Consider the following 18,577-nt stretch of genomic DNA (forward strand, 5'->3'; position numbering starts at 1 on the left):
GAGGAGGCCGGCGAAGACCTGGGTGCCGTCGGAGGCTCCGGCCGCGCCTCCGGCGGTGGTAGTGGCGACCGAGACGGCGGGGCTGGAGCCGCCGGTGAGGGAGGCGCCGGAGGCGGTCATCTGCGCGACGTCGTCGCCGAGGTTCGCGCCGCCGAAGGTGACGGTGTAGGGGCCGCCCGCGGATCCGGTGACGGTGACGTCGCCGGGCGCGATGTTGGACAGGGCCTCCAGCGCGGTGCGCACGGTGGCGGCGGTCGCGTTGTAGGCGATGGCGGCGGTGGTCTGCGAGTTCCAGGTCAGGGTGAACGTGCCGCCCGTGGGCGACCCGGTGATGGTGACGGTCTGGACCTCGTTGGTGGCACCGGCGTACGGCGCGTACAGGCCGGAGGAGGTGACCTTGCCGAGCGGCAGGCCGGACTTCAGGCGCCGCATCGGCTGGTAGGCGGTGCCCTCGACCCAGTGGACGTTCTCGGAGAACTTCGTCAGGTCGAGGGTGACGGTCTTGTTGGTCTCGGAGCCGTGGAGGGACAGCAGCCAAGGCCGGTCCGCTGTGACGGTCTCACTCGTGGTGGTCGGCTGGATGTCCACGCCGTCCTCCCCTTTCGCGATGATCGCGGGATGTGTTCGGCTTCACCGCTGGGGTGTCGCGTCCACGTGGGGAGGGCGTGGTCCCTGGCTCTATGGGTGGTGCGGGTCAGGCGGCGTCGGAGCGGGTGCGGAAGCCCATCTGCTCGGCGCGCTTGCGGGCCTGCGCCTTGACGTTGTCCTTGGTGGCTGGAGTGCGCGGCGGCGGTCCGCCGGCGGGGGATCCGCCGGGAGCGGGCGGCAGCGCGGTCGCGGGCTGGGGGGCGGGGTGGGCGCCGAACAGTTCGGGGCGGCGTTCCTTCAGCTTCTCCGCGGCCTCGGCCAGCGCGGCATCGTCGGCGTCGTCGGCGACGCGCAGCAGGGCCGCGGCGTCCTCAAGGTCCTCGCCGGTCGCACCAAGTCCGACCAGGACGGAGCGGCGGCTGGCGGCGCGTTCCCGGGCTACGGCGGCGGCTTCCTTGGCGGCGAGCTCCTGCTCGCGCTTGTCGAGGGCGGCCTTGCGCTTCTCTTCCTCGGAGAGCGCTGCTTCCTTGGCCTGGCGGGCGGCTTCGATGAAGGCCTTGGCGTCGTCGGCGCTGCTGAAGCCGTTGGCGGTGGCGAAGTCCTCGAGGGCCTTGCGGGCGCCGGCGCGTTCACCCTGGGACTTTTCCTTGGCGGCGAGGGCCGCAACTTCGTCCTGGGTGAAGACCTTGGTGGAGGGCGGGGCGGGCTTGGGAGCCTCGGAGGCGGGCGCCGGTTCGGTGGGCGGGTCGCCGCCGTCGGCGTAGAACGTGTGTGAGTTCGTGGCGTAGGGGTGCGACCAGCCGGCCGCGTGCGCGGCGGCAGTGTGCGGGTGGTGCAGCGCGGGGCGGCGCATGGGGCGTAGTCCTCCCACAGGAGAGTCGTCAGGCCCCGCGCCTGTGATCAGGGTAGGCACATTCGTCATCGGGTATTCCCCCTATCCTGCCCGGGTTTCCCGTTTCCGCTGGTCACGGCTTCCGCCTGGGTCCCGTCGGCGGCTGCCTGATCGTCAGCTGCGGCCTGGTCTCCGGGGAGCGCCGGGAGGACGACGGCTGGGGCGACGGGGTCGGGGTTGAGGTCGAGGCCGAGGTAGTCGCCGACGGCGCCGCTGTCGCCGGTGGCATCGGCCAGGGCCTTGGCGGCGTCGAACTGCCTGGACTGGATGCGCTCGATCTCCTCGGCAGCGTCGTCGATCGGGAATCCAGCGTCCTCGAGCATGCGCACACCCGTCTCCAGGGAGAGGACGCCCTTCTCGACGCCGGTGGTGACCTGCTCGAGGACCGCAGTCTTGTCGGTGGGGGTGTAGGCGCCGAAGGTGAGCTTCGCGGGCTGCGGTTGGATGCCGGCCCAGTCGGGGTGCTGTCCCGCCAGGAAGAGGCGCTGCACCATCTTCAGGAGCAGGGCGTACTTGTGGTCGCGGGCCAGGCGCATGGCGGCGACGAGGGAGTCCAGCGGTCCGAGGGATAGCTGGAGGGCGTAGCCGGACGGGACCTTGGAGGGGTCCATGGTGCCGAGGGCGACGGCGGGGATGCGGGCGACGTTTGCGGTGCGGTCGTGGAGGTCGTGGACGTGGTTGCGGAGTTCGGCGAGGTTGCGGCTGGTGTCGACGGCGACCATGCCGCCGCCTTCCCCCAGCGTGTAGACGATTCCTGGGCCGACCTCCTCGAGGACGCCGCTGCCGGTGGCGGCCTTGCCCCAGATGCCGATGGGCGGGGATCCGGTGGTGGCGGAGGCGCGGGCCGAGTCGGTGTCGGAGCCGGCGAGCTCGTCGAGGACCTGGAGGACCTTGGCGAGGGAGGACTGGCCCCAGTGCTCCTCCGCCGGGGGCACCGTGTTGGGGAGGTGGATGACCGGGATGAAGTCCAGCAGGAGGTCGAGGTGGTCGAGGACTTCGCCGTCGGAGCGGGTCGCGAACGTCGCGGCGCCCAGCGGAAGACTGTCGACGTCGCAGGGGCCCTTGATGTCGCCCAGGTTCCAGGTGGCGTCGGTCAGGTAGCAGGTGGCAAAGGATGGCTGGTCGTTCCAGGCGTACATGCGGGAGATGGCACCGCTGCCGGGGTCGAACATATCGCCGGGGCCAAGCGGCGGGGGCGGCTGCTCGCCTTCGACGGCGTCCTCGGGCAGTTCGACGGGGAGCGGGGCGCGCACGGCCCGGCCGGCCTGGTCGACGCCGGATGCGGTGGCGGGGCGGATCCAGTCCAGCTCGTAGGTGATGCGCCGGATCCGGGCCTTGAGGCCGCGCTTGGGGTCCTCGGGCAGTTCCCAGGCGAAGTGGACACGGGTGGGGAACTCGCCACCGTCGTCGTCCTCGCCGATCACCGGGAAGTAGAAGCCCGGGTCGTGGACGCGGAGGGTGGGCCGGTTCTTGCCGCGGTCCCACGCGAGGCGGTAGACGCCGTCGCCGAGGGAGACCGCCTTGCGTTCGGCCTGCTGAAGGCGCATCGGGAGCTGCTCGGCCTCGGACCAGTCGCGCAGCAGCTCCTGCACCTTCGCGGCCATCGCGGTGTCCGCGTCGGCGGCGTCGGAACCTTCGTGCTCAGCTCCGGGCACGGTGATGGTCTGCTCGCGCCCCAGGACGTGGGCCATGACAGTGTCGATCAGCATGCTGGGGTCGCCGAACTCCCGGCGGTCCCGCGCGTGGATGTCCCCGCCGACTGCGGCGAGCTCGGCGGCCTGGTTCTGGTCGTACGCAGCGAGGAGCTTGTAGGCGGCGAGGCGCTTCTCGTCTTCGGCGGGCACCCACATGGCGTGGGCCTCGGTGAAGGCGCGGCGGTTGGGCATGCCGTTCGTGTCGCTGCTGTAGATCGGCTTGTAGTTCAGCCATGACCAGGCATGGATGACGACCTCGCGGCTTCGCCCGAGCAGGCCCACAGTGGTCTCCGTCCACGTTCAGGCCCCGCGCCTGATCACAGGGTACGGGCGGATCGTGTGGGCGTTGCCCCCGGTGCCGGGGCGGGAGTCTTGCGGGGCGGTTGGCGTGGAGGCGCTTCTCCGCTCGGGTACGGTACGGACGGCGCCCCGGCTGCTTTCCTCAGCCGGGGCACCGCTGCGTTTGGCCACTCACTCGTCGTCGTCCGCCTCACCCTCGTCGGTCGGTTCGGTGGCGCACTCCTCGCAGCCGACCGCTGGCTGCTCCTCGTGCTCGTGGCAGACGACAAGGATCTCGATCTTGTCGGTCTCGTCCTCTTTGGCGAGCTGCCCGAGTTCGTCCGCCGCCCAGTTCGCGACATCGGTGGCGCAGTCGCCGGAGTAGACGAAGCCGCCCGCGCCCTCGGACCACGCGCCGTAGGTGGTACCGGGCTCGCATGCCGGGATCGTGCCGAGCTCGATCGCCCGGCCGCCGCGCTTGTCCTCGATGCTGTGGGCGTTGCAGTTGGTCTGGCTGCTGCATGTCGCGCGGCGCTGACGGATGGTCTCGCTTTGGCGGGCGGCCTCGGTTACCTCGTCTGCGCTGTTCTCCTGCGCCTTTTGGCCCTCGGCCTTGTCGATCGCCTTAAGGGTCTGCTCAAGCGCCGCCTCCAGTCGGCCAACCCAGTAGATCGGGTTCGTCTTCCAGCCATTGACCTTCAGTTCAGTCAGGGCGATGCGGGCGGCAGCGATGGCGGCGTCACTCGACGGCACGTACTCATCAGAGTCAGTGCTGGTGATGGCGGGCTCGGTCACGGTGGTCTCCTGTGCGTCTTCGATGGTCTCTTCGGTGGTGCCGAAGTGGGCGTAGGGCTTGTTGCTGCCGGGGCATGGGGCGGCGGCCATGTCCTGGACGGAGTTCGGGCGGCCCCACTTGTCTTCGCGTGTCGCCGGGCGGTGCTTGCGCATGGTGCCGTCCTGGTTCACGGGGCCGTACCACATGCAGTAGTTGCAGCATTCGCGTTCGCGCTTCATCTCGGTCTCCCCTGCTCGCCACTCCCTTATGCCCTTAAGGTTGGCCTAGCAACTTGGCATTGTCAAGTGGTTCGGCCTAGCAGCTTGGCCAAGTAGATGGCATGATGGCGGCATGGATACCGCCAAGCTCGAACTCGCGGCGCAGCGCTACCGCGAAGCGGAAGCCGCACTCGATGCAGCCAGGGCAGACCTCCGCGCCGAAGCTGTCGCCGCGATGCGCCAGGACCCCAAGCGCGGCGACCAGGCAGAAGTTGTCCGCATCACCGGATGGACACGCGAGCAGATCCGGCTGCTCATGAAGGCCGCAGAACAGGGGACTTCAACGACGGCCTGAGAGTCGCCTGTCGGTGTACGCGAGCGTCCCGACTGCCGCCGCGGCGGGGTCTGCAAGCTCGGTGAGGGCGTGCACGGCCGCGTCCATCCGGTCCGGGGAGTCAAGGCCAGGGAGCCAGGTGACCATCTGCGTCTCCAGCTGTGGAAGCTCCCCCACGTGGTGGACGAGTCCCTGCTCGTATAGCTGGGCGATCGGCTCGGCGCGGAGGCGTTTGCCCTTCTTCGCGTTGACTTCGATGATCCGCGGCGCCGTGCGGCCCTTGGTGAGGTTCTCCCGCTGGAGCTGTTCCCAGCCTTGGACGACGGCTTGGCGAGCCATGTCGCCGCCGTAGTTGGTCTCCACGACGATGGCGTCGGCGTCGAGCTCGAGGGCGAGGAGGCAGGCTTCGCGGCCGCGGTCGTTGGGGCCGTGGCGTCCGGAGCGGTCGGCGAGGACGTAGTACTCCCCCGCGGCGTCACGGCCGGCTGCAACGATGCCGCTCTCGTCGTTGGTGGCGCTGTCGCCGCCGGCGGGGTCGAGGGCAACGACAACGCGAGTGAGGTCGACGCCGCGGAATGCCATGGGGCTGGTGCGGTGGTCGGTGATCCAGGCCCATTGCCATACGCCGCCTTCGAGGGGGCGGGGCTGCTGTTGGTAGAGGGCCCACCAGACGCGTTCACCGACGGCGCGCTTGGTGCGGGCGAGCTCCTCGGCGTCGTACTGCTCGGGCCACAGGGCGTCGCCAGGTTGCCTGCCAAGGGGGTCGTCCTCGGAGAGGGCCAGTGCCGGCAGGTCGATGAGGGTCCAGTTTTCTGGCTCGGTGGCGAGGATCCGGCCGGAGAGGTCGTCCTCGTGCCAGCGTGTGTTGATCAAGACTATGGAGGCGCCGGGTGCGCGGCGGGTGTAGAAGACGGACTGGTACCAGTCCCAGACGCGTCCTCGCTGGGCAGGGCTGTTCGCATCGTCGGAGCCCTTAAATGGATCATCGATAATGCCGAGCGAAAATCCCTTGCCAGTCAAGCTCCCCCCGACGCCGGCGGTGACCATGCCGCCGCGGATGCTGGAGCCGCGGGGGGCTGCGAGGTCGAAGCGGTTGGCAGCGCGGGAGGCATCGTCGAGGCGGACGCCGAGGGTGTCGGCGTGTTCGCGGAGCTGGTCGCGGACCCACCGGCCGTGGTCGTCGGCGAGATCTGCCCCGTAGGAGGCAAGCATGACGCGGGCGGTCGGGTTGCGCCGCAGATACCAGAGCGGTCCCCATCGCGACGCTCTTTGCGATTTTCCGTGTCGAGGAGGCATCGTCAGCATGACCTGCATCCGCTCGCCTGCGGCGATGCGCTGGAAGACGCCGTCGATCAGGTCGAGATGGCGGGCCTGCTTCTCCCGTCCCTCGGTGAGGACCGCGGCGAGAGCTCCTGGTGAGCGGTCCATAGCCATCTGCCGCTCTACCCAGGCGAGGCGGAGGCGTACCTCGGGCCCGGCTCGTTCGGCGATGCGGCGGCGGTCGGCGGTGGGCAGGGTGCGGTAGTGCTGGAGGAGGGCGTCCTCGAGGAGGTCATCCGTCGCTGTGGTCACCGTCAGCGTCCTGGTCTTCGGCGGCCGCGGGCGAGGCCTGGCCGGCTAGGCCGATGAGGGCGTTGAGTTCGGCGAGGGAGCCGTTGCCGAGGGGCACGGCGCCACCGTCGGGTCCGGACAGTTCGGTGCGGACGGGCGCGTCGAGGCCGTTGAGCTTGGCTCGGCGGTCCATGAGGCGCAGGACTGTGTCGACGGCGCGCATGTCGATCTCCTCGGCGACGACGTTGCCTTCCTTGTCGAACACCGGGTGGGGCTTTGTGGCGCGGGGCCAGGCGGCCTCGAGGAGCGCGTCCAACCGCTCGTTCTCTTCTTGCCGGTAGACGGAGACCTCGGCGGCCTGTTCGTCGCGGGCCTGCTCCAGGGCGCGGATGAAGTCCTTGCGGGCGGCACCGGGGGTGGCGTACCCGAGGGTGGTGATGCGTTCGTCGTCGTACCGGACGCCTTGGCGGCGTAGGGCGACGAGGTGTTTGCGTCGGTCGGCGACCTCGGCTTGTTCGGCTTTGTTTCGGGGCATGGCGGTGGGGCTCCCGCTGTGTCGTTGTCGTGCTCAGGCCCCGCGCCTGTCTTGATGATCCCGCGGTTTTGGTTGAACCTTCCCCCTTGTCCGCTGGTGGTGGGATCCTCCGGGCATGAGACGTAGTGGTGGTGTGGGGGCCGCGGTACTGGTCGCGACGGCATTGGTGCTGGTGTCGGGGTGTTCGGACAGCGGCGATGGCGGGGGCGGCGGGAGGGCGTCGGCTTCGCCGTCGGTCCGGTCGTCGGCGCCGGCCCTGACGGTGGAGGAGGCGCTGGAGCGGTACGGCGAGGTGACGTCCTCGGGCTGTACGGATGCGGCGGCCTGCCAGAAGTTCATGGCGGCAAAGCTCGCGGCGGCGGAGGAGTTGCGGGTGGCGATGGTCGCGGAGAGCCCTACGCGGTATGCCGAGCCGATCGGTTCGTTGGAGGAGGCGGCCCGGCGGGCGGATCACTACGGTCGGGACAACCTGGGGGCGAAGGGCAACAGCTTCGCGGTGTCGCAGCCGATCCAGGAGGCGATCGCCTGGTTGCGGGGGAACCGCTGACGTGAAGGGGCCCCGCGCCACGGGGGATGTGGGCGGGGCCGGCCCGGGGGGGTGCGTTGCCTGCCGGGCGGTGCGCCTGGTCTGGGGGATGACGGGCGCACGATTGGGGGTGCACGGCCCAGTGGTTCCTCGGCGCGGGGACACTAAGGAGTCCCGGGCCGTGCACTGATGATGCTGCTGCACATCTGGGGGTTTGTCCGACGTGTATTGCCCCGGTGCTCCTGGCGGCGACCCGGCGGGTGTGGTCAGAACGCGTCTTGCAGGTCGAAGGGCCGGTTGCCCTTGCCTTGGCCGGGGCGGGCGGTGTGGATGAAGGGGAGGAAGCCGCGGGCGCCGTCGTGGAATTCGAGGCCGACGCCGGGGTGGGCGGTGGGGGTGTCGCCGGCGGAATAAGGGTAGGTCCGCTTGATCTCTGCGTTGCCGGAGTTGTTGAGGATGGCTGCGATGTACGCCTCGGCGGAGGTTGGTGTGACCTTTCCGTTCTGGAGGAGGTCGGGAACGGGGATCTCGGCGGGAGGTGCCTCGGTGACTGGCTTCTCGGAGTATCCGCCGGGCGGGGAGGCGCCCACGACGCCGCACCACATTTCGGCTCCGGTGGCGAAGGTGGCCTGGACGCCGAAGGGCCGGGTGGTGCCTTCCTGCCACACCTCTGTTCGCTGGACCTCGGGGGCGTTTCCGAGGGTTGTAGCGACGAATTCCATGAGGCGTTGCGGGTGCATGTGCGGCAGTCCTTCCGGTGGGGAGCGAGTCAGTTTACGAGGCGGGGCGGTTGATCACTTCGTGGTCAGGGGTGAGGTGCGCGGCGCGCAGGGCTCGCTGGAGGGGGCTGAGGGGGTCGTGCACGAGGTGTGCGATGACGAGCCGCCCATCGTCGGTGCGGGCGGCGTATACGTCGGTGGTGCGGTCCGGTTCGGGGGCCGGGGTGGTGCGGGGCACGTGGGCTACTCCCCCGTGGCTGTTTCGTCCGGGGCGGGGCCGAGGCCGTACATGCCGCGGATGGGCTTGCCGTCCTGGGTCTGCCCGTGGATCTTTCCGGCTTTCTTGAGGCGGGTCAGAGCGTTGTCGAAAGTCTGTCCGGATGCGCCGGCCAGCTTGGCGATCTCGTCCTTGTGCTTGTAGATGACGTCGATGCCCAGCGGGTCAGCGGTGTCTTCGAGGGCTTGGAGGATCTTCTCATCGGTGCTGGCCGGCTTCTTGGGGGCTTCGAATCCACCGAAGAAAGGGCTGGGAGAGTCGCTGAAGTCTCCGTCTGCGCCGTCCTCGCCGAGGATGGACGTGGCGGCGATCTCGTGGCGGTTCTCCCAGTCGGGCCAGTCCACCGGGTAGGCGACGGCGTTCGGGTCGATGTAGGGGGCTGCGGATTCGAGGATGAAGGTGCGCATCATTTCGGCGGCGCCGCCGGGGCCGAGGGTGTAGCCGAGGCCGAAGGTGGAGCGGGGGTCTTGGAGGGCGACGTTCTCGTCGTAGATGAGGGGGCGGTCGACGTCCCAGGCAGCGGGGATCTGGCCGGGGTCGACGCCTTCGAAGCCGGTGGTGGCGAGGTGCTGCTGGTCGGAGTCGGTGCGGAGCATGACGAGGCTGCCGCCTTGGATGACGTTGGTGCGCAGGGCGGTGGAGCCGCCGAGCTTGTCGGCGTTGACGGCCTGGTTGACGACGCAGAGGCAGATGCCGAGGGAGCGGGCCTTTGCGGCGAGGGCTTCCAGGATGATGCGGGCTTCCTTTTTGTGGTGGTCGAGCTCGGAGAGGGGGACGTGGGCCTCGTCGAGGATGAAGCGGACCCAGGGCCGTTCGGGAGTGGCCTGGAAGTTCTTCATCTTCAGGCGGGCGGATTCTTCGATGCGCCACTGCATGAGGGCGTAGGCGACGCGGAGGGCGCCCATCGAGCCGTCTTCGCCGAGGCCGGAGTAGGCGGCCATGGTTTCGACGTCGGGGTTGGAGGAGCCCTTGGGGTCGGCGTAGATGATGGCGTGGCCGTTGACGTGGTCGCCGAGGGCGATGATCTGGACGAGGCCGCCCTTGCCGGAGCCGGTGACGCCGGCGACGAAGACGTGCTTGGCGCCGCTGACGGGGTCGGTGAACTGGATGCGGGCGGGGAAGCCGGAGACGTGGCGGCCGATCTGGACGTAGCCGCCTTCGGAGATTTTCAGGACGTCGGTGCCGGGGAACGGGGTGCCGTCCTCCAGGGGGTTGTGTTGCATCAGTCGGATCTCTCCGCGGCGGGGGTTGCCGGGGGTGGGTGAGTAGGAGCACAGGAGGGTGGTGGTGCGGAGGGCTCCGGCGAGGTCGTCTTGGCTGGGGGTGACGAGGCGGGCGGTGTCTTCGTTGGCGACGACGACGGCGACTTCGCCGCCGGTGTGGGGGTCGGTCTGGACTTCTTCGAGGTGGGAGCCCTTCATCACGGAGGGGGCGACGTACTTCTTCCAGGCGCCGGCGAGGGTTGAGGGGTCGAGCTCGGCGGGCGGGGTGAGGTTGACAGTGATGTGCTTCTCCCCGACGTGGGCGCCGGGCTTGAAGGTGATCCAGGCGGCGTCCTTGCGGTAGACGGAGGAAACGTTCTCCGCGGTGACGGTGACGGATTCTCCGATGGGGGCGGTGATGGTGCCGGTCCAGCGGGTGGGGCCGAGAGTGCGGAGGGTGAGTTCCTGGCCCTTGTGGGTGCCGTCCTGGGGGTGGGAGATGTGCTGGGCCCACTGCTTGAGGATGTCGTCAGCGTCGGTCGGTGCGAGCGCGGTCGCCAGCTCCGCGGCCGCGGTCTCGGACACGACGGCCTTTCGCGCCTTGCGGCCAAGGACGTTGCGGAGCTTCCACGGGACGAGGCCGACGGCAGCCCACCAGCCGAGGGAGACCATGCCGGGGATGGAGGGCTGGTCGAGGGCGCCGGCCATAAGGGCGTCGGCGCCCTCGGGGCCCATGAGGGTGCCCATGCCGAGGGCCATGCCGGTGGTGAGGGTGCTGATGAACATCGGGGATCGGTGGGCCTGCATGATGTCCGCGGCGGGGACGTTGGCGGCCAGGCCGCGCGGGAGGCGGTTCATATAGTTGGCGGCCATGAAGCCTGCGGCGCCTCCGTAGGCGACGGCTGCGGTGAACGCGGCGCCGCCGTCGAGGAACGGGGCCAGGACGCCGACGGCGACGGGTGCGGCGGTCGTGGCGAAGGCGACGGCGCGTTCGGTGGATGTCGCGCGGGGGGTGGTGGCGGCGGGCGTGGTCACGGGGATACTCCTGGGTGCGGGTTGTAGTGATCCGAGAGGTAGAGGGCGGGACCGGGGTGCCTCCCGGTCCCGCCCGTCGGGTTTGCAGCTAGTCCTGGCGGAGCCAATTCCGGTCGAGGTGGCTCATGTCGAACGCGGCTCGGGAGAATGCCTCCTGAATACCGCCGTGGGTGGTGTTGGCCTGGATGGCGGCGGCGGCCGCGGATTTGGCGGTGTTGTCGCCGGCGGAGGCGTAGGCGATGGCCGCTTCGGAGACGCCGTTCATGAGGCGCGACAGGTCGCGGGTCTCGCCGACGGTGGCGGTGTCGACGCCCATCCCGGCGATCATCTCTGCGATGCGGGCGGTGTCCTTGGCTTCCTCGTCGATCTGCTGGGCTCTGCCGCGGATAGCGTCTGAGGCCCGGCTGACCTCCTTGGCGAGGCCTTCGACGGCGGCCTTGAGCTGCTTGTAGGTGATGTCAGCCATGGGTGGTGGCTCCGTCCTTGTAGAAGTCCATTTCTCCGGGTACTTCCTCGTCGGAGTCGACGACGGCCTTGTACATGGCGCCGTATCGGGTCTGAGCGTTGGCGAGGACTGCGGCGCAGCCGTCGGCGGCGCGGACGGCCCGCTTGTGGGTCTCCTCGGCCAGGTCGGCCTGGACCTTCGCGTCGTCCGCGGTCTTGACCAGGGAGGCGATCAGCTTTTCCCCGCCTTTGACTGACTTGGTGGCCTCCATGAGCGCGGTGGCCTTCTGGGACTGCGCCTCCGCGTGGGCTTTCAGCAGCTTTGTTCCTTCCGCGGCCTTCTTCATGGACGTCACTTTCGTCTCCAGGCGGCGTTCGAAGTGTTTGAGGGACCGGACCTCGCCGCGGCTGAGGGAGTTCCGGTCGGCGCCTTCGCCCAGCCAGACGGTGTCGGCGTCGATGCCTTTCACTTCGATGGGCTGGGGTTTGTGGTGGTCGGCGCTGCTGCCGGCTCCGCTCACGTCTTGCTCCTTTTCTCGGGCTGCGTCCTGGGCCTTGTTGCGTTCCTGGTGTGCCTTGTCGAGGTGGGCTTTCTGCCGTTCGGCGGCTTCTGTGGTGTCGGTCCAGCCGTCTTTGGCGCCGTCGCGGTAGGCCTTGGCGTGGGCGACGATCTTGGCTGCTCGGGTGCCGTCGCGGTATCCGGTCTCGCGGGATTCCTTGGTCGAGAAGGGCTTGCCGTCGGTCTTCTTGCCGGGCGTGGTCGCGGCCTGGGGCTTGGCGTCCTTGCTGGCGTTGCCGTCGTCGTCGGTTTTGGCCTTGTCCTTGGTGGTCTTGTCTGGCTTGGTGGTGGTGTCCGGCCGGGCCGGGGCGGGGTTTCCGGGCTTCGCCCCGGCGTTCTTGCGGAGGTCGACCTTTCCGGCCTTGCTGTTCTTGGTGCTGGCCTTGTCGGTGCCGGTCTTGTCGCGGCTGGCCTTCGGGCTGGGGGTCTTGCTGTCCTTGCCGGCGTCGGCGGGACCAGTGCCCTTGGTGCTACCGCCGTTGGTGGTGGTGCCGCTCTTGCCGGTGGCGCCTGCCGGTCCGGTGGCGCCGTTCTTGCCGCCGCTGGCTCCTGCGTCGCGACCGCCGTGGCTGCGGTCCTTGCCCTTGACCCTGTCCTTGGTCAGGTCGGTCTTCGAGGGCTTCGGGCCGTGCCCCTCCTTGCCCCCGTCCGTTTTGGGGCCCTTCGGCGTGGCGCCACCTCCGCGGCTGGCACTGCCGTTGCCCCCAGCGGCCCCACTGCCAGCGGGACCGCGGCCGCCCCCCGACCTGCCGCCGACGCCGGCGTCACCACCGGACCGGCCTCCCGACCCCTTGTGAGCGTTCCCGTTGGAATGGCCTTCGCTCTTCGCCGGGCCCTTGGCGGGGCCTTTCCCGGACGTACCTGAACTTCCCTTTCCGCCACCAGAAGACCCCTTTCCGCCGCCCGAGTTCCCATTGGCAGCCGAACCCGCAGAGCCCTTTCCGGGAAGCAGGCCGCCGGAGCGGTTCACGGAAATCTGCCGCGCCTCTTTCACTTGATGCGCTGCAACTTTTGCTTTCAGCATGTCGAGGCGCTTGTTGTGCGCGCCTCCGCCCTTTGCCCAGCGGGCTGCGCCGGCGAGGAGCCAGGCTCGCCAAATGCCTTTCTTGTCGGCGGTTGTGCTGCTCTTTGGGCCGGTGCTGTTCGCTTCGTCGCTGCCGTGGTAGACGGCGCTGGAGGCGCCCGTGACGGGGGCGTCGGTGGCGCCTTCCCCGGTGGTGGGGGTGAGGTCGAACGTGGTCGGGCGGGCGGGTTCAACGGGGGCGAGCATGGATGCGAGCAGCCCGGAGGGGGCGGCGCTGGGGCTGGTGTTGGCCGGGTCGTTCGGGTCGGGAACGGCCGCGGGGACGGTGGCGGTTGCCATCACACTCCTCACTCTCGGTAGCTGACTTGAGTTCCTACTACTCGTCCAACGGCCCGAAAATGCCTCTTCGGGCGGGCTTCAGGGGGTGCGAGGAGGTTCTTTCGGGCCGTGGGATGAGTAGTAGGAACTAGGCGGGGTTACTGCGCGTGCCCTTCTTCGCGGCGTAGACGAGGAACAGGACGAGGGCTCCGCCGCCGATGAGGAGGCCCTGGTTGACGCCTCCGCTGCTGCTGTCGCCGGCGGTCTGGGAGGAGGCGGCGGCCTCCATGTCGCTGCCGTTGAGGGTGTCGGCGTACTGGGTCTGGCACGCTTCGACGACGTCGCGGTAGGTGGTGCCGAGGACCTTGCCGACCTGGTCGTCGTGGCTTTTCACGCACGAGTCGATGGAGGCCTGGCGGTTCTTGGCCTGACTGTTCTGCGCCTTCCGTCCTGCCTCGTTGACCTGGTCTTTCCATTTCATCTTCTGGAGTTCGAGTTCTTGGGTCTTGAGGGCGATTTCCTGTGCCTTGACTTCGTTGGCGGCGTGAATCTGGTAGCCGACCAGTCCGCTGCTGGCGATGACGGCTGCGCCGATTCCGAGTGCGACCTTGCCGCGCTTGGTCAGGCCCGGCTTGGTGGTGTGGTGGGGGCCGCCGTAAGGGGTGTTGTCGACGTATTCGGCGGGGTGGTTCACGGGGAATTCCTGGTTCATGATTCGGTCGAATTCGGGGTCGGGGGCGGGCATTTCACTCTCCGTTTTGTCGGGCGGTGCGGGCGGCGGTTTCGAGGAGGGTCTGGACGGCGGGAAACTGCTGGTCGGGGAGGTCGTTCCAGGCGAAGAACTGCATGCGGACACCGGCCTGGGCGAGGGTCTGCTGCATGTAGTGAGTGGCGCGGTCGCGGGCTTGGGGGGTGACGTGGCCGGTCTTTTCGAGGAGTTGCTGGGCGCCGCGGATGCAGAGCCGGCCGGTGGGGCTGGTGTCGAGGGACTGGCACCAGCCGTAGCGGCGGAGCACGGCGAGGGTCTGGTCGAGGTGCGCGGACGGCTTCTGGGGGGTGGGGTCCTGCCACCAGCCGAGGTCAGCGAGCAGACCGCGGACGGTGGCGGGGAGGAGGCGGTGCCCCCACGACGGGGCTTCGGGGGCCGTCGGGAGCCCGCGCAGGGCCTCGTCGACCAACTGCCGCGTGGACTTCGAGGGCAGCGGCACAACGGTCGCCGGCGCTGGCCGTACAGCTTGGTCGATGCTGCTCATGGCGGTCTCCTTCCGGTGCAGGTTGGGGTGTTTGCGCTGGTCAGTCAGCCGGTGAGGGCTTGGCCGTAGCACCGGTCAGCGTGCTCCTGGGCGTGCTTGACGGCGTTGACGAACCAGGCGATGACGTGGCCCTGGCCGCATCCGTGGCAGGTCCAGCGGACGGATTCCTCGCCGGTGTCGCGGTTGTCGGTGGGGCGGGGGCGGGTGGCGATGACCTCGACGGGGGCGTGGGCGCGGTTGTTGATGCGGAGCCAGACGTGGCCGTTTCCGCTGGTGGGGAGGTCGGGGCGGAGGGCGTAGACGGCGCTGCGGTCGGTCTCGTGGAGGCGTCCGCTGCTGTGCAGGGCGTGGAGGGCGTTGTAGGCGTCGGTGTAGCCGACGGTGGGCTGGCCGGCGCCGCGGAGGTATTCGATGACGGTGAAGGGGGTGATGCGTTCGTTGATCTCGGCGACCTGGTGGAGGTTGGCGGCGAGGTCGGCGATGAGCTCGTCGGTGGACAGCGGCTGGGCGACGGTGGTCATGTCGGGCTCCTTCGGTCAGGTGTGGGTGGCTTGTGATGGGCGGTTCAGAGCGGTTGGCGGTTACGCGTTGTTGCCGGTGACCTTGGTGTGGACGTCCTTGTACAGGGCGCGAATGTCGTCGGTCTTCAGCCCGTATCCGGCATCGCGCCACGCCTTCTCGAAGGCGTTCTGCGAGGGGGCCGGGCCGGTCTTGCGGAGGTCGAAGTAGAGGTCGAAGGCGAGCCTGTGCCGGTCCGCTGTGCCCGTGTCGGGCCCCTTGTTCGCCTTCGCCTCGCCGGGGTTCGCCTCGGGCGTGCCTTCCTCTCGCCCCTGGGTGCGCCCTGATGCGCCCCCGCTGGTCAGGGCGCTGATGTCGTCGGGCGTGGCCTCCGGTGCGCCCTGCGGGTCGCTGGCGGGGCGCAGGGACCGCAGGGCGTAGGTCTCGGCCCGTTCCGGGAGGTTTTTGAAGGCGCCCATGCGGTCGATGCGGGTGGTGATCTGCATCTCGACGCCGAGCTGGTCGAGGGTGTCGTTCAGGCCGTGGAAGGAGGCGTCGCCGGCGCGCATCAGGGCCTTCTCGTAGCGGCGCTGGCCGAGCTTGCCACCGAGCCACCAGGGCTTACCGAGAGTGGCCAGTGCGACGATCTTGTCCTGTGCGTTGCGGCGGCTGATGGACTGGGCGTCGGCGCCGCGGGTTCCGATGCCGAGCTTGGATTCGAGGCGCTTCATCCGGTCGCGCCACGCGCGGGCGAGCATGCTGTCGGACTTGACCTGGATCTTGCCGAGCTTCGCCTCGAGGCCGAGGAGCTTGTGCAGGCCATAGGCGAGCATCACCGGGCCGACGATCCGGACGAACGCGGTGCCAAGGTCCTCGTGCTCTTGCCGGACGACCTCGACGGCTCCGATCGCCTGGGCGAAGACGAGGAAGTAGGCGGTGCGGGTTGAGCCCTTGTCGTTGAAGGCCCAGGCGTACAGCGACAGGCCGAGGACGATTGCCTCGAGCACGAGGCCGACCGTCATGTGAAGCGGCGACTCCATGTGGAGCCGCTTCTGGGCGAAGCGGGCCGAGGTGTTGGTGGAGAGGGCGAGGCCGGCGGCGGCGACGAGGCTCATGCCGAGGAAGCCGATGAGGCTGCGGCGCTTCTTGGCGTCGCGGGGCTTCTTGCGGTCGGTGCGGCCGCGGGTCTTGGCGATGCGGTAGCCGAAGGCGAGGGTGAACAGGGCGAGCAGGACGGCCCATGCCTCTCCGGGCACCTGCGCGACCGCGTTCAGCGTCTGGGAAAGCATGGGCGGGTCGGTCCTTTCGGTGTGGTGGTGCTGCGGGGCCTGGCCTGTCGGCTCGACCAGGTCCCGGTCGATGGGGGGTTAGTTGCTGCGCAGGGTGTCTGCGGCGTTCTTGAGGGGTCCGCCGGCGTCGTCGATCGCGTCGCGGGCGGTGTAGGCGGCTTCGACGACGCGGTTGATGTCGGTGTCGGTCATGCCTGCGGGGTCGTGGGAGGCGCCGGATTCCGCGAGGGCGGTGCGGCGGTTGTCGATGGCGGCGATTGCTTTGGTTTCGGCCTTGGGCAGCACTGGGTCTCCTTCAATGCGATTGGGGGTGGTGGGGCCCGCCGTGTCGGCTCCGGCGGGCCCCCGCGGGCGGTGGCTACTTGTCGCGCTTGCCGGTGAGGTTGATCCGGACTCGGGACTGCGGCATATGGGCGGGGAGGGCGTCACGCACGTGGGCGGGGAGCTTGAAGGCGTTGCGCACGTAGTCCTGGTCCGACAGTTCGGTGCTGCCTTCCAGCGCGTCGCGGACCCAGGTGGTGTCCATGAGGCTTCCGGCGTCGGCGACGCGCAGCCACAGTTCGCGGATGACGGCGTTGAGTTCGCTGACCTGGGCGTTGAGGCGCTGGTTGTCGGCTTCGATGCTGGCTGGCGTCGCGGTGGCGCTCATCGGGTTCTTCTCCGTTCTGGTCAGCGGTTGTCGGCGGTCTGGGTGACGGTGAGGTCGGGGTGGAACTCGCGGGTGTGTGCGATGCGCTGGTCGGCGATGTCGGGGGCGTTGGTGGTGAACTGGTCGAGGAAGGTGCCGTCGGCGTCTTCGACGCGGTAGCGGGTGAGGTCCATGGCTGCTCCTTCGTGGTCTGCGGAGGGTGCGGGCCCCGCGGGGAGGGGTGGCCAGTTGCCGCGCTTGGTGCCGCCGCGCCAGCGGGACACCTTCGCGGCGGCCGCGTTGGCGGCGGCGTTGAGGCGCTGGTACTCGGGGGTCTCCTCGCGGATGCCGGCGCGGCGTTCGCGGTCGCTGTTGTCGTTGAGGGCCTTGTCGGCGGCGCGGAGGTCGGCGATGGCCTGCCGCTTGGCGGCTCGGTCTTCCTTGCTGCTCATGGGCTGCTCCTTCGTGGTTGGGGTGGGGCCCGCCGTGTCGGCTCCGACGGGCCCCGGGAGGGTGGTCAGTCCTTGGCGGTGTTGAGCTGGGCGATCGTGTGCCAGGGGTACGTGGTCTCGCGGGTCGGGTAGAGGGTGCGGACCATCACGCCGTGGCCGAGGACGTGGAGCTGGACGTTGTCGTCGTCGGTGAAGTCGCTGCGCTTGATGGGGTCGCCGTTGATGAGGCTGATGGTCCAGTTGGTGGGCTCCATGGCGGGTCTCCTATGCGGGGTTGAGGTTGTAGGCGGCGGTCTCGGCGAGTCCGCTGCGGCTCAGGTCGGTCAGTTCGGCGGCGATCTGCCGGAGGGCTGCCTTGGCGGCGTGCCGGCGGTCGGCGGGGAGGTTCTGTACGGCCGGGGAGTCGGCCTTCGCCTTCACCGCGAGGGCGAGGAGGGCGAGGGCGCCGTCTTCCGCGAAGAGGCTGGCGGTGAGGTTGGCGAGCTGGTCGGAGTCGTGACTGGTGTGGTGGATGGTGAGGATGGAGTTGAGGAGTTGGTCGAGCGGGGTGCTCGTGCCGTACAGCTCGTCGGCCGTGGTCAGCAGGTCGGCGGTGACGTCCGGGGTGGCCGTCAGGGCGGCGGTCACGTGAGGTCCATGCCGAGGTGCGGCGCGAGGGCGAGGAGCGCGGTGAACGCGATCTCGACGTTGGGCGCGTTGTCCATGAGGTCGATGGCGATCTCGTCGTAGTCGATGCCGACGGCGAAGAAGGCGTTGACCTCGGCGACCAGCTGGGGCGGGTACCCGGCGTCGGGGAATCCGGTCATCGGGCGCCGTCCGGGCGGGGCATCGCGCGGCACTTCTCGGCGTGCGCCTGGGCCCACTCGCGGCTCTCGGGCAGCGCCTCTTCGACACGCTCGGCCTCCCGCTCCGGCGGGTCATCGAGGCGTCCGTGGGTCTCGGTGTACTCGTCGTCGCCGCAGCCTGCGCAGGTGGCGACGAGGTACCCGCTGTGGCTGGTGTAGGTGATCTCGACGTAGGCGGTCGGGTCGGCCGTACCGGCGACGGTCAGGTAGCGGGCGATGACGCCCTCGGGCCAGGTGGCCTGGGTGCTGGTGCTCATCAGGCACCTCCGACGGCGACGAGGCGCGGGCGCTGCGCGGGCTCGGCGACGGCGTCCATGACCGCGGTCAGGTCGTCATCGCCAGCCAGGCGATCCGCGGCGTCGTTGAACACGCGGGTCAGGGTCCGGACGACGCTCGCGGGGAGACCGGAAGCGCCACCGACGGTGGTGCGGGTGGCGGGGTCGGCGATGTCGTGGCTGGCGGCCATCTCCCCCAGCTCCCCAGCGGGGGCGGCGTCGAGGGCGGCCTGCACGAGGCGAGCGAAGGCGACAGCGTGCTCAAGGAGCAGATCGTCGGCCTGGGGCCGGATCGGGACCACCGGGCGCGTAATGCGCGGGGTGATGGCGCTCCTTGTCGAAGCGCAAGTAGCATCGAACATGGTTG

24 protein-coding genes and 1 pseudogene are annotated in these 18,577 nt (G+C 69.5%); 2 read left to right on the top strand and 23 right to left on the bottom strand.

Annotated features, from left to right (window positions below; all coding sequences use genetic code 11):
• The 4 genes and pseudogenes from ACGFR7_RS32810 to ACGFR7_RS32825 all read right to left on the bottom strand — a co-directional run.
• Window positions 1-588, bottom strand: a pseudogene (locus tag ACGFR7_RS32810) (hypothetical protein); the annotation flags it as partial.
• A gap of 106 nt (window positions 589-694) precedes the next feature.
• Window positions 695-1,441: a hypothetical protein gene (locus tag ACGFR7_RS32815; protein ID WP_393326264.1), complete on the bottom strand. Its 747-nt coding sequence runs from the start codon at window positions 1,439-1,441 to the stop codon at window positions 695-697.
• Between the two features lie 65 nt (window positions 1,442-1,506).
• On the bottom strand, window positions 1,507-3,456 hold the full coding sequence (locus tag ACGFR7_RS32820; protein ID WP_393326266.1) for a hypothetical protein: 1,950 nt from the start codon (window positions 3,454-3,456) through the stop codon (window positions 1,507-1,509).
• A 189-nt stretch (window positions 3,457-3,645) separates the two neighbouring features.
• A complete protein-coding gene (locus tag ACGFR7_RS32825) occupies window positions 3,646-4,467 on the bottom strand; it encodes a hypothetical protein (RefSeq protein WP_393326269.1) in 822 nt (273 codons plus the stop codon).
• 112 nt (window positions 4,468-4,579) lie between these two features.
• Here ACGFR7_RS32825 and ACGFR7_RS32830 point away from each other — a divergent pair, with 112 nt between their 5' ends.
• Window positions 4,580-4,801 (top strand): hypothetical protein, encoded by a 222-nt coding sequence (locus ACGFR7_RS32830; RefSeq protein ID WP_393326272.1) that lies wholly within the window; start codon window positions 4,580-4,582, stop codon window positions 4,799-4,801.
• Here the strand turns inward: ACGFR7_RS32830 and ACGFR7_RS32835 are convergent.
• Both ACGFR7_RS32835 and ACGFR7_RS32840 read right to left on the bottom strand, forming a co-directional pair.
• The gene (locus ACGFR7_RS32835; protein ID WP_393326275.1) at window positions 4,787-6,352 is read right to left on the bottom strand and encodes a terminase large subunit domain-containing protein; all 1,566 of its coding nucleotides are present in this window, start codon (window positions 6,350-6,352) and stop codon (window positions 4,787-4,789) included. The two genes, ACGFR7_RS32830 and ACGFR7_RS32835, sit on opposite strands and share 15 nt — an antisense overlap.
• Window positions 6,333-6,866, bottom strand: a complete 534-nt coding sequence (locus ACGFR7_RS32840; RefSeq protein ID WP_393326277.1) for a hypothetical protein — start codon at window positions 6,864-6,866, stop codon at window positions 6,333-6,335. The genes ACGFR7_RS32835 and ACGFR7_RS32840 overlap by 20 nt, the downstream gene beginning before the upstream one ends.
• Before the next feature lie 115 nt (window positions 6,867-6,981).
• Here ACGFR7_RS32840 and ACGFR7_RS32845 point away from each other — a divergent pair, with 115 nt between their 5' ends.
• Entirely contained in the window at window positions 6,982-7,413 is a 432-nt protein-coding gene (locus ACGFR7_RS32845) for a hypothetical protein (protein ID WP_393326280.1), read from the top strand.
• Between the two features lie 245 nt (window positions 7,414-7,658).
• Here the strand turns inward: ACGFR7_RS32845 and ACGFR7_RS32850 are convergent, their stop codons facing one another.
• The 17 genes from ACGFR7_RS32850 to ACGFR7_RS32930 form a co-directional block, all read right to left on the bottom strand.
• A complete protein-coding gene (locus ACGFR7_RS32850) occupies window positions 7,659-8,132 on the bottom strand; it encodes a hypothetical protein (RefSeq protein ID WP_393326282.1) in 474 nt (157 codons plus the stop codon).
• A gap of 34 nt (window positions 8,133-8,166) precedes the next feature.
• Window positions 8,167-8,349, bottom strand: a complete 183-nt coding sequence (locus ACGFR7_RS32855; protein ID WP_393326284.1) for a hypothetical protein — start codon at window positions 8,347-8,349, stop codon at window positions 8,167-8,169.
• A gap of 5 nt (window positions 8,350-8,354) precedes the next feature.
• The gene (locus ACGFR7_RS32860) at window positions 8,355-10,625 is read right to left on the bottom strand and encodes a type IV secretory system conjugative DNA transfer family protein (protein ID WP_393326287.1); all 2,271 of its coding nucleotides are present in this window, start codon (window positions 10,623-10,625) and stop codon (window positions 8,355-8,357) included.
• A gap of 88 nt (window positions 10,626-10,713) precedes the next feature.
• Window positions 10,714-11,091 (bottom strand): hypothetical protein, encoded by a 378-nt coding sequence (locus ACGFR7_RS32865; protein WP_393326289.1) that lies wholly within the window; start codon window positions 11,089-11,091, stop codon window positions 10,714-10,716.
• Window positions 11,084-12,991 (bottom strand): hypothetical protein, encoded by a 1,908-nt coding sequence (locus ACGFR7_RS32870; protein WP_393326291.1) that lies wholly within the window; start codon window positions 12,989-12,991, stop codon window positions 11,084-11,086. Before ACGFR7_RS32870 ends, ACGFR7_RS32865 begins: the two co-directional genes overlap by 8 nt.
• A 127-nt stretch (window positions 12,992-13,118) precedes the next feature.
• Entirely contained in the window at window positions 13,119-13,715 is a 597-nt protein-coding gene (locus ACGFR7_RS32875; protein WP_393326293.1) for a hypothetical protein, read from the bottom strand.
• 1 nt (window position 13,716) lies between these two features.
• Window positions 13,717-14,223 carry a hypothetical protein gene (locus tag ACGFR7_RS32880; RefSeq protein WP_393326295.1) on the bottom strand — a complete coding sequence of 169 codons (507 nt, stop codon included), beginning with the start codon at window positions 14,221-14,223 and terminating at the stop codon, window positions 13,717-13,719.
• 44 nt (window positions 14,224-14,267) lie between these two features.
• Window positions 14,268-14,744, bottom strand: coding sequence for a hypothetical protein (locus ACGFR7_RS32885; protein WP_393326296.1), 477 nt, complete (start codon window positions 14,742-14,744; stop codon window positions 14,268-14,270).
• 60 nt (window positions 14,745-14,804) lie between these two features.
• Complete coding sequence (locus ACGFR7_RS32890; protein ID WP_393326298.1) at window positions 14,805-16,010, bottom strand: hypothetical protein; 1,206 nt, start codon at window positions 16,008-16,010, stop codon at window positions 14,805-14,807.
• Between the two features lie 78 nt (window positions 16,011-16,088).
• Window positions 16,089-16,295 (bottom strand): hypothetical protein, encoded by a 207-nt coding sequence (locus ACGFR7_RS32895; protein WP_393326300.1) that lies wholly within the window; start codon window positions 16,293-16,295, stop codon window positions 16,089-16,091.
• Window positions 16,296-16,368: 73 nt separating this feature from the next.
• Window positions 16,369-16,659: a hypothetical protein gene (locus ACGFR7_RS32900; RefSeq protein ID WP_393326302.1), complete on the bottom strand. Its 291-nt coding sequence runs from the start codon at window positions 16,657-16,659 to the stop codon at window positions 16,369-16,371.
• Between the two features lie 20 nt (window positions 16,660-16,679).
• Window positions 16,680-17,090, bottom strand: a complete 411-nt coding sequence (locus ACGFR7_RS32905) for a hypothetical protein (RefSeq protein WP_393326305.1) — start codon at window positions 17,088-17,090, stop codon at window positions 16,680-16,682.
• A gap of 65 nt (window positions 17,091-17,155) precedes the next feature.
• The gene (locus tag ACGFR7_RS32910) at window positions 17,156-17,344 is read right to left on the bottom strand and encodes a hypothetical protein (RefSeq protein ID WP_393326307.1); all 189 of its coding nucleotides are present in this window, start codon (window positions 17,342-17,344) and stop codon (window positions 17,156-17,158) included.
• Window positions 17,345-17,354: 10 nt separating this feature from the next.
• The gene (locus tag ACGFR7_RS32915) at window positions 17,355-17,717 is read right to left on the bottom strand and encodes a hypothetical protein (RefSeq protein ID WP_393326310.1); all 363 of its coding nucleotides are present in this window, start codon (window positions 17,715-17,717) and stop codon (window positions 17,355-17,357) included.
• On the bottom strand, window positions 17,714-17,896 hold the full coding sequence (locus tag ACGFR7_RS32920; protein ID WP_393326313.1) for a hypothetical protein: 183 nt from the start codon (window positions 17,894-17,896) through the stop codon (window positions 17,714-17,716). The genes ACGFR7_RS32915 and ACGFR7_RS32920 overlap by 4 nt, the downstream gene beginning before the upstream one ends.
• Window positions 17,893-18,192: a hypothetical protein gene (locus ACGFR7_RS32925; RefSeq protein ID WP_393326316.1), complete on the bottom strand. Its 300-nt coding sequence runs from the start codon at window positions 18,190-18,192 to the stop codon at window positions 17,893-17,895. Before ACGFR7_RS32925 ends, ACGFR7_RS32920 begins: the two co-directional genes overlap by 4 nt.
• The gene (locus ACGFR7_RS32930; RefSeq protein ID WP_393326319.1) at window positions 18,192-18,572 is read right to left on the bottom strand and encodes a hypothetical protein; all 381 of its coding nucleotides are present in this window, start codon (window positions 18,570-18,572) and stop codon (window positions 18,192-18,194) included. The genes ACGFR7_RS32925 and ACGFR7_RS32930 overlap by 1 nt, the downstream gene beginning before the upstream one ends.
• Between the last annotated feature and the right edge of the window lie 5 nt (window positions 18,573-18,577).

Origin of the sequence: Streptomyces sp. NPDC048516 (assembly GCF_043199875.1) — a bacterium.
Taxonomy (GTDB): Bacteria; Actinomycetota; Actinomycetes; order Streptomycetales; family Streptomycetaceae; genus Streptomyces.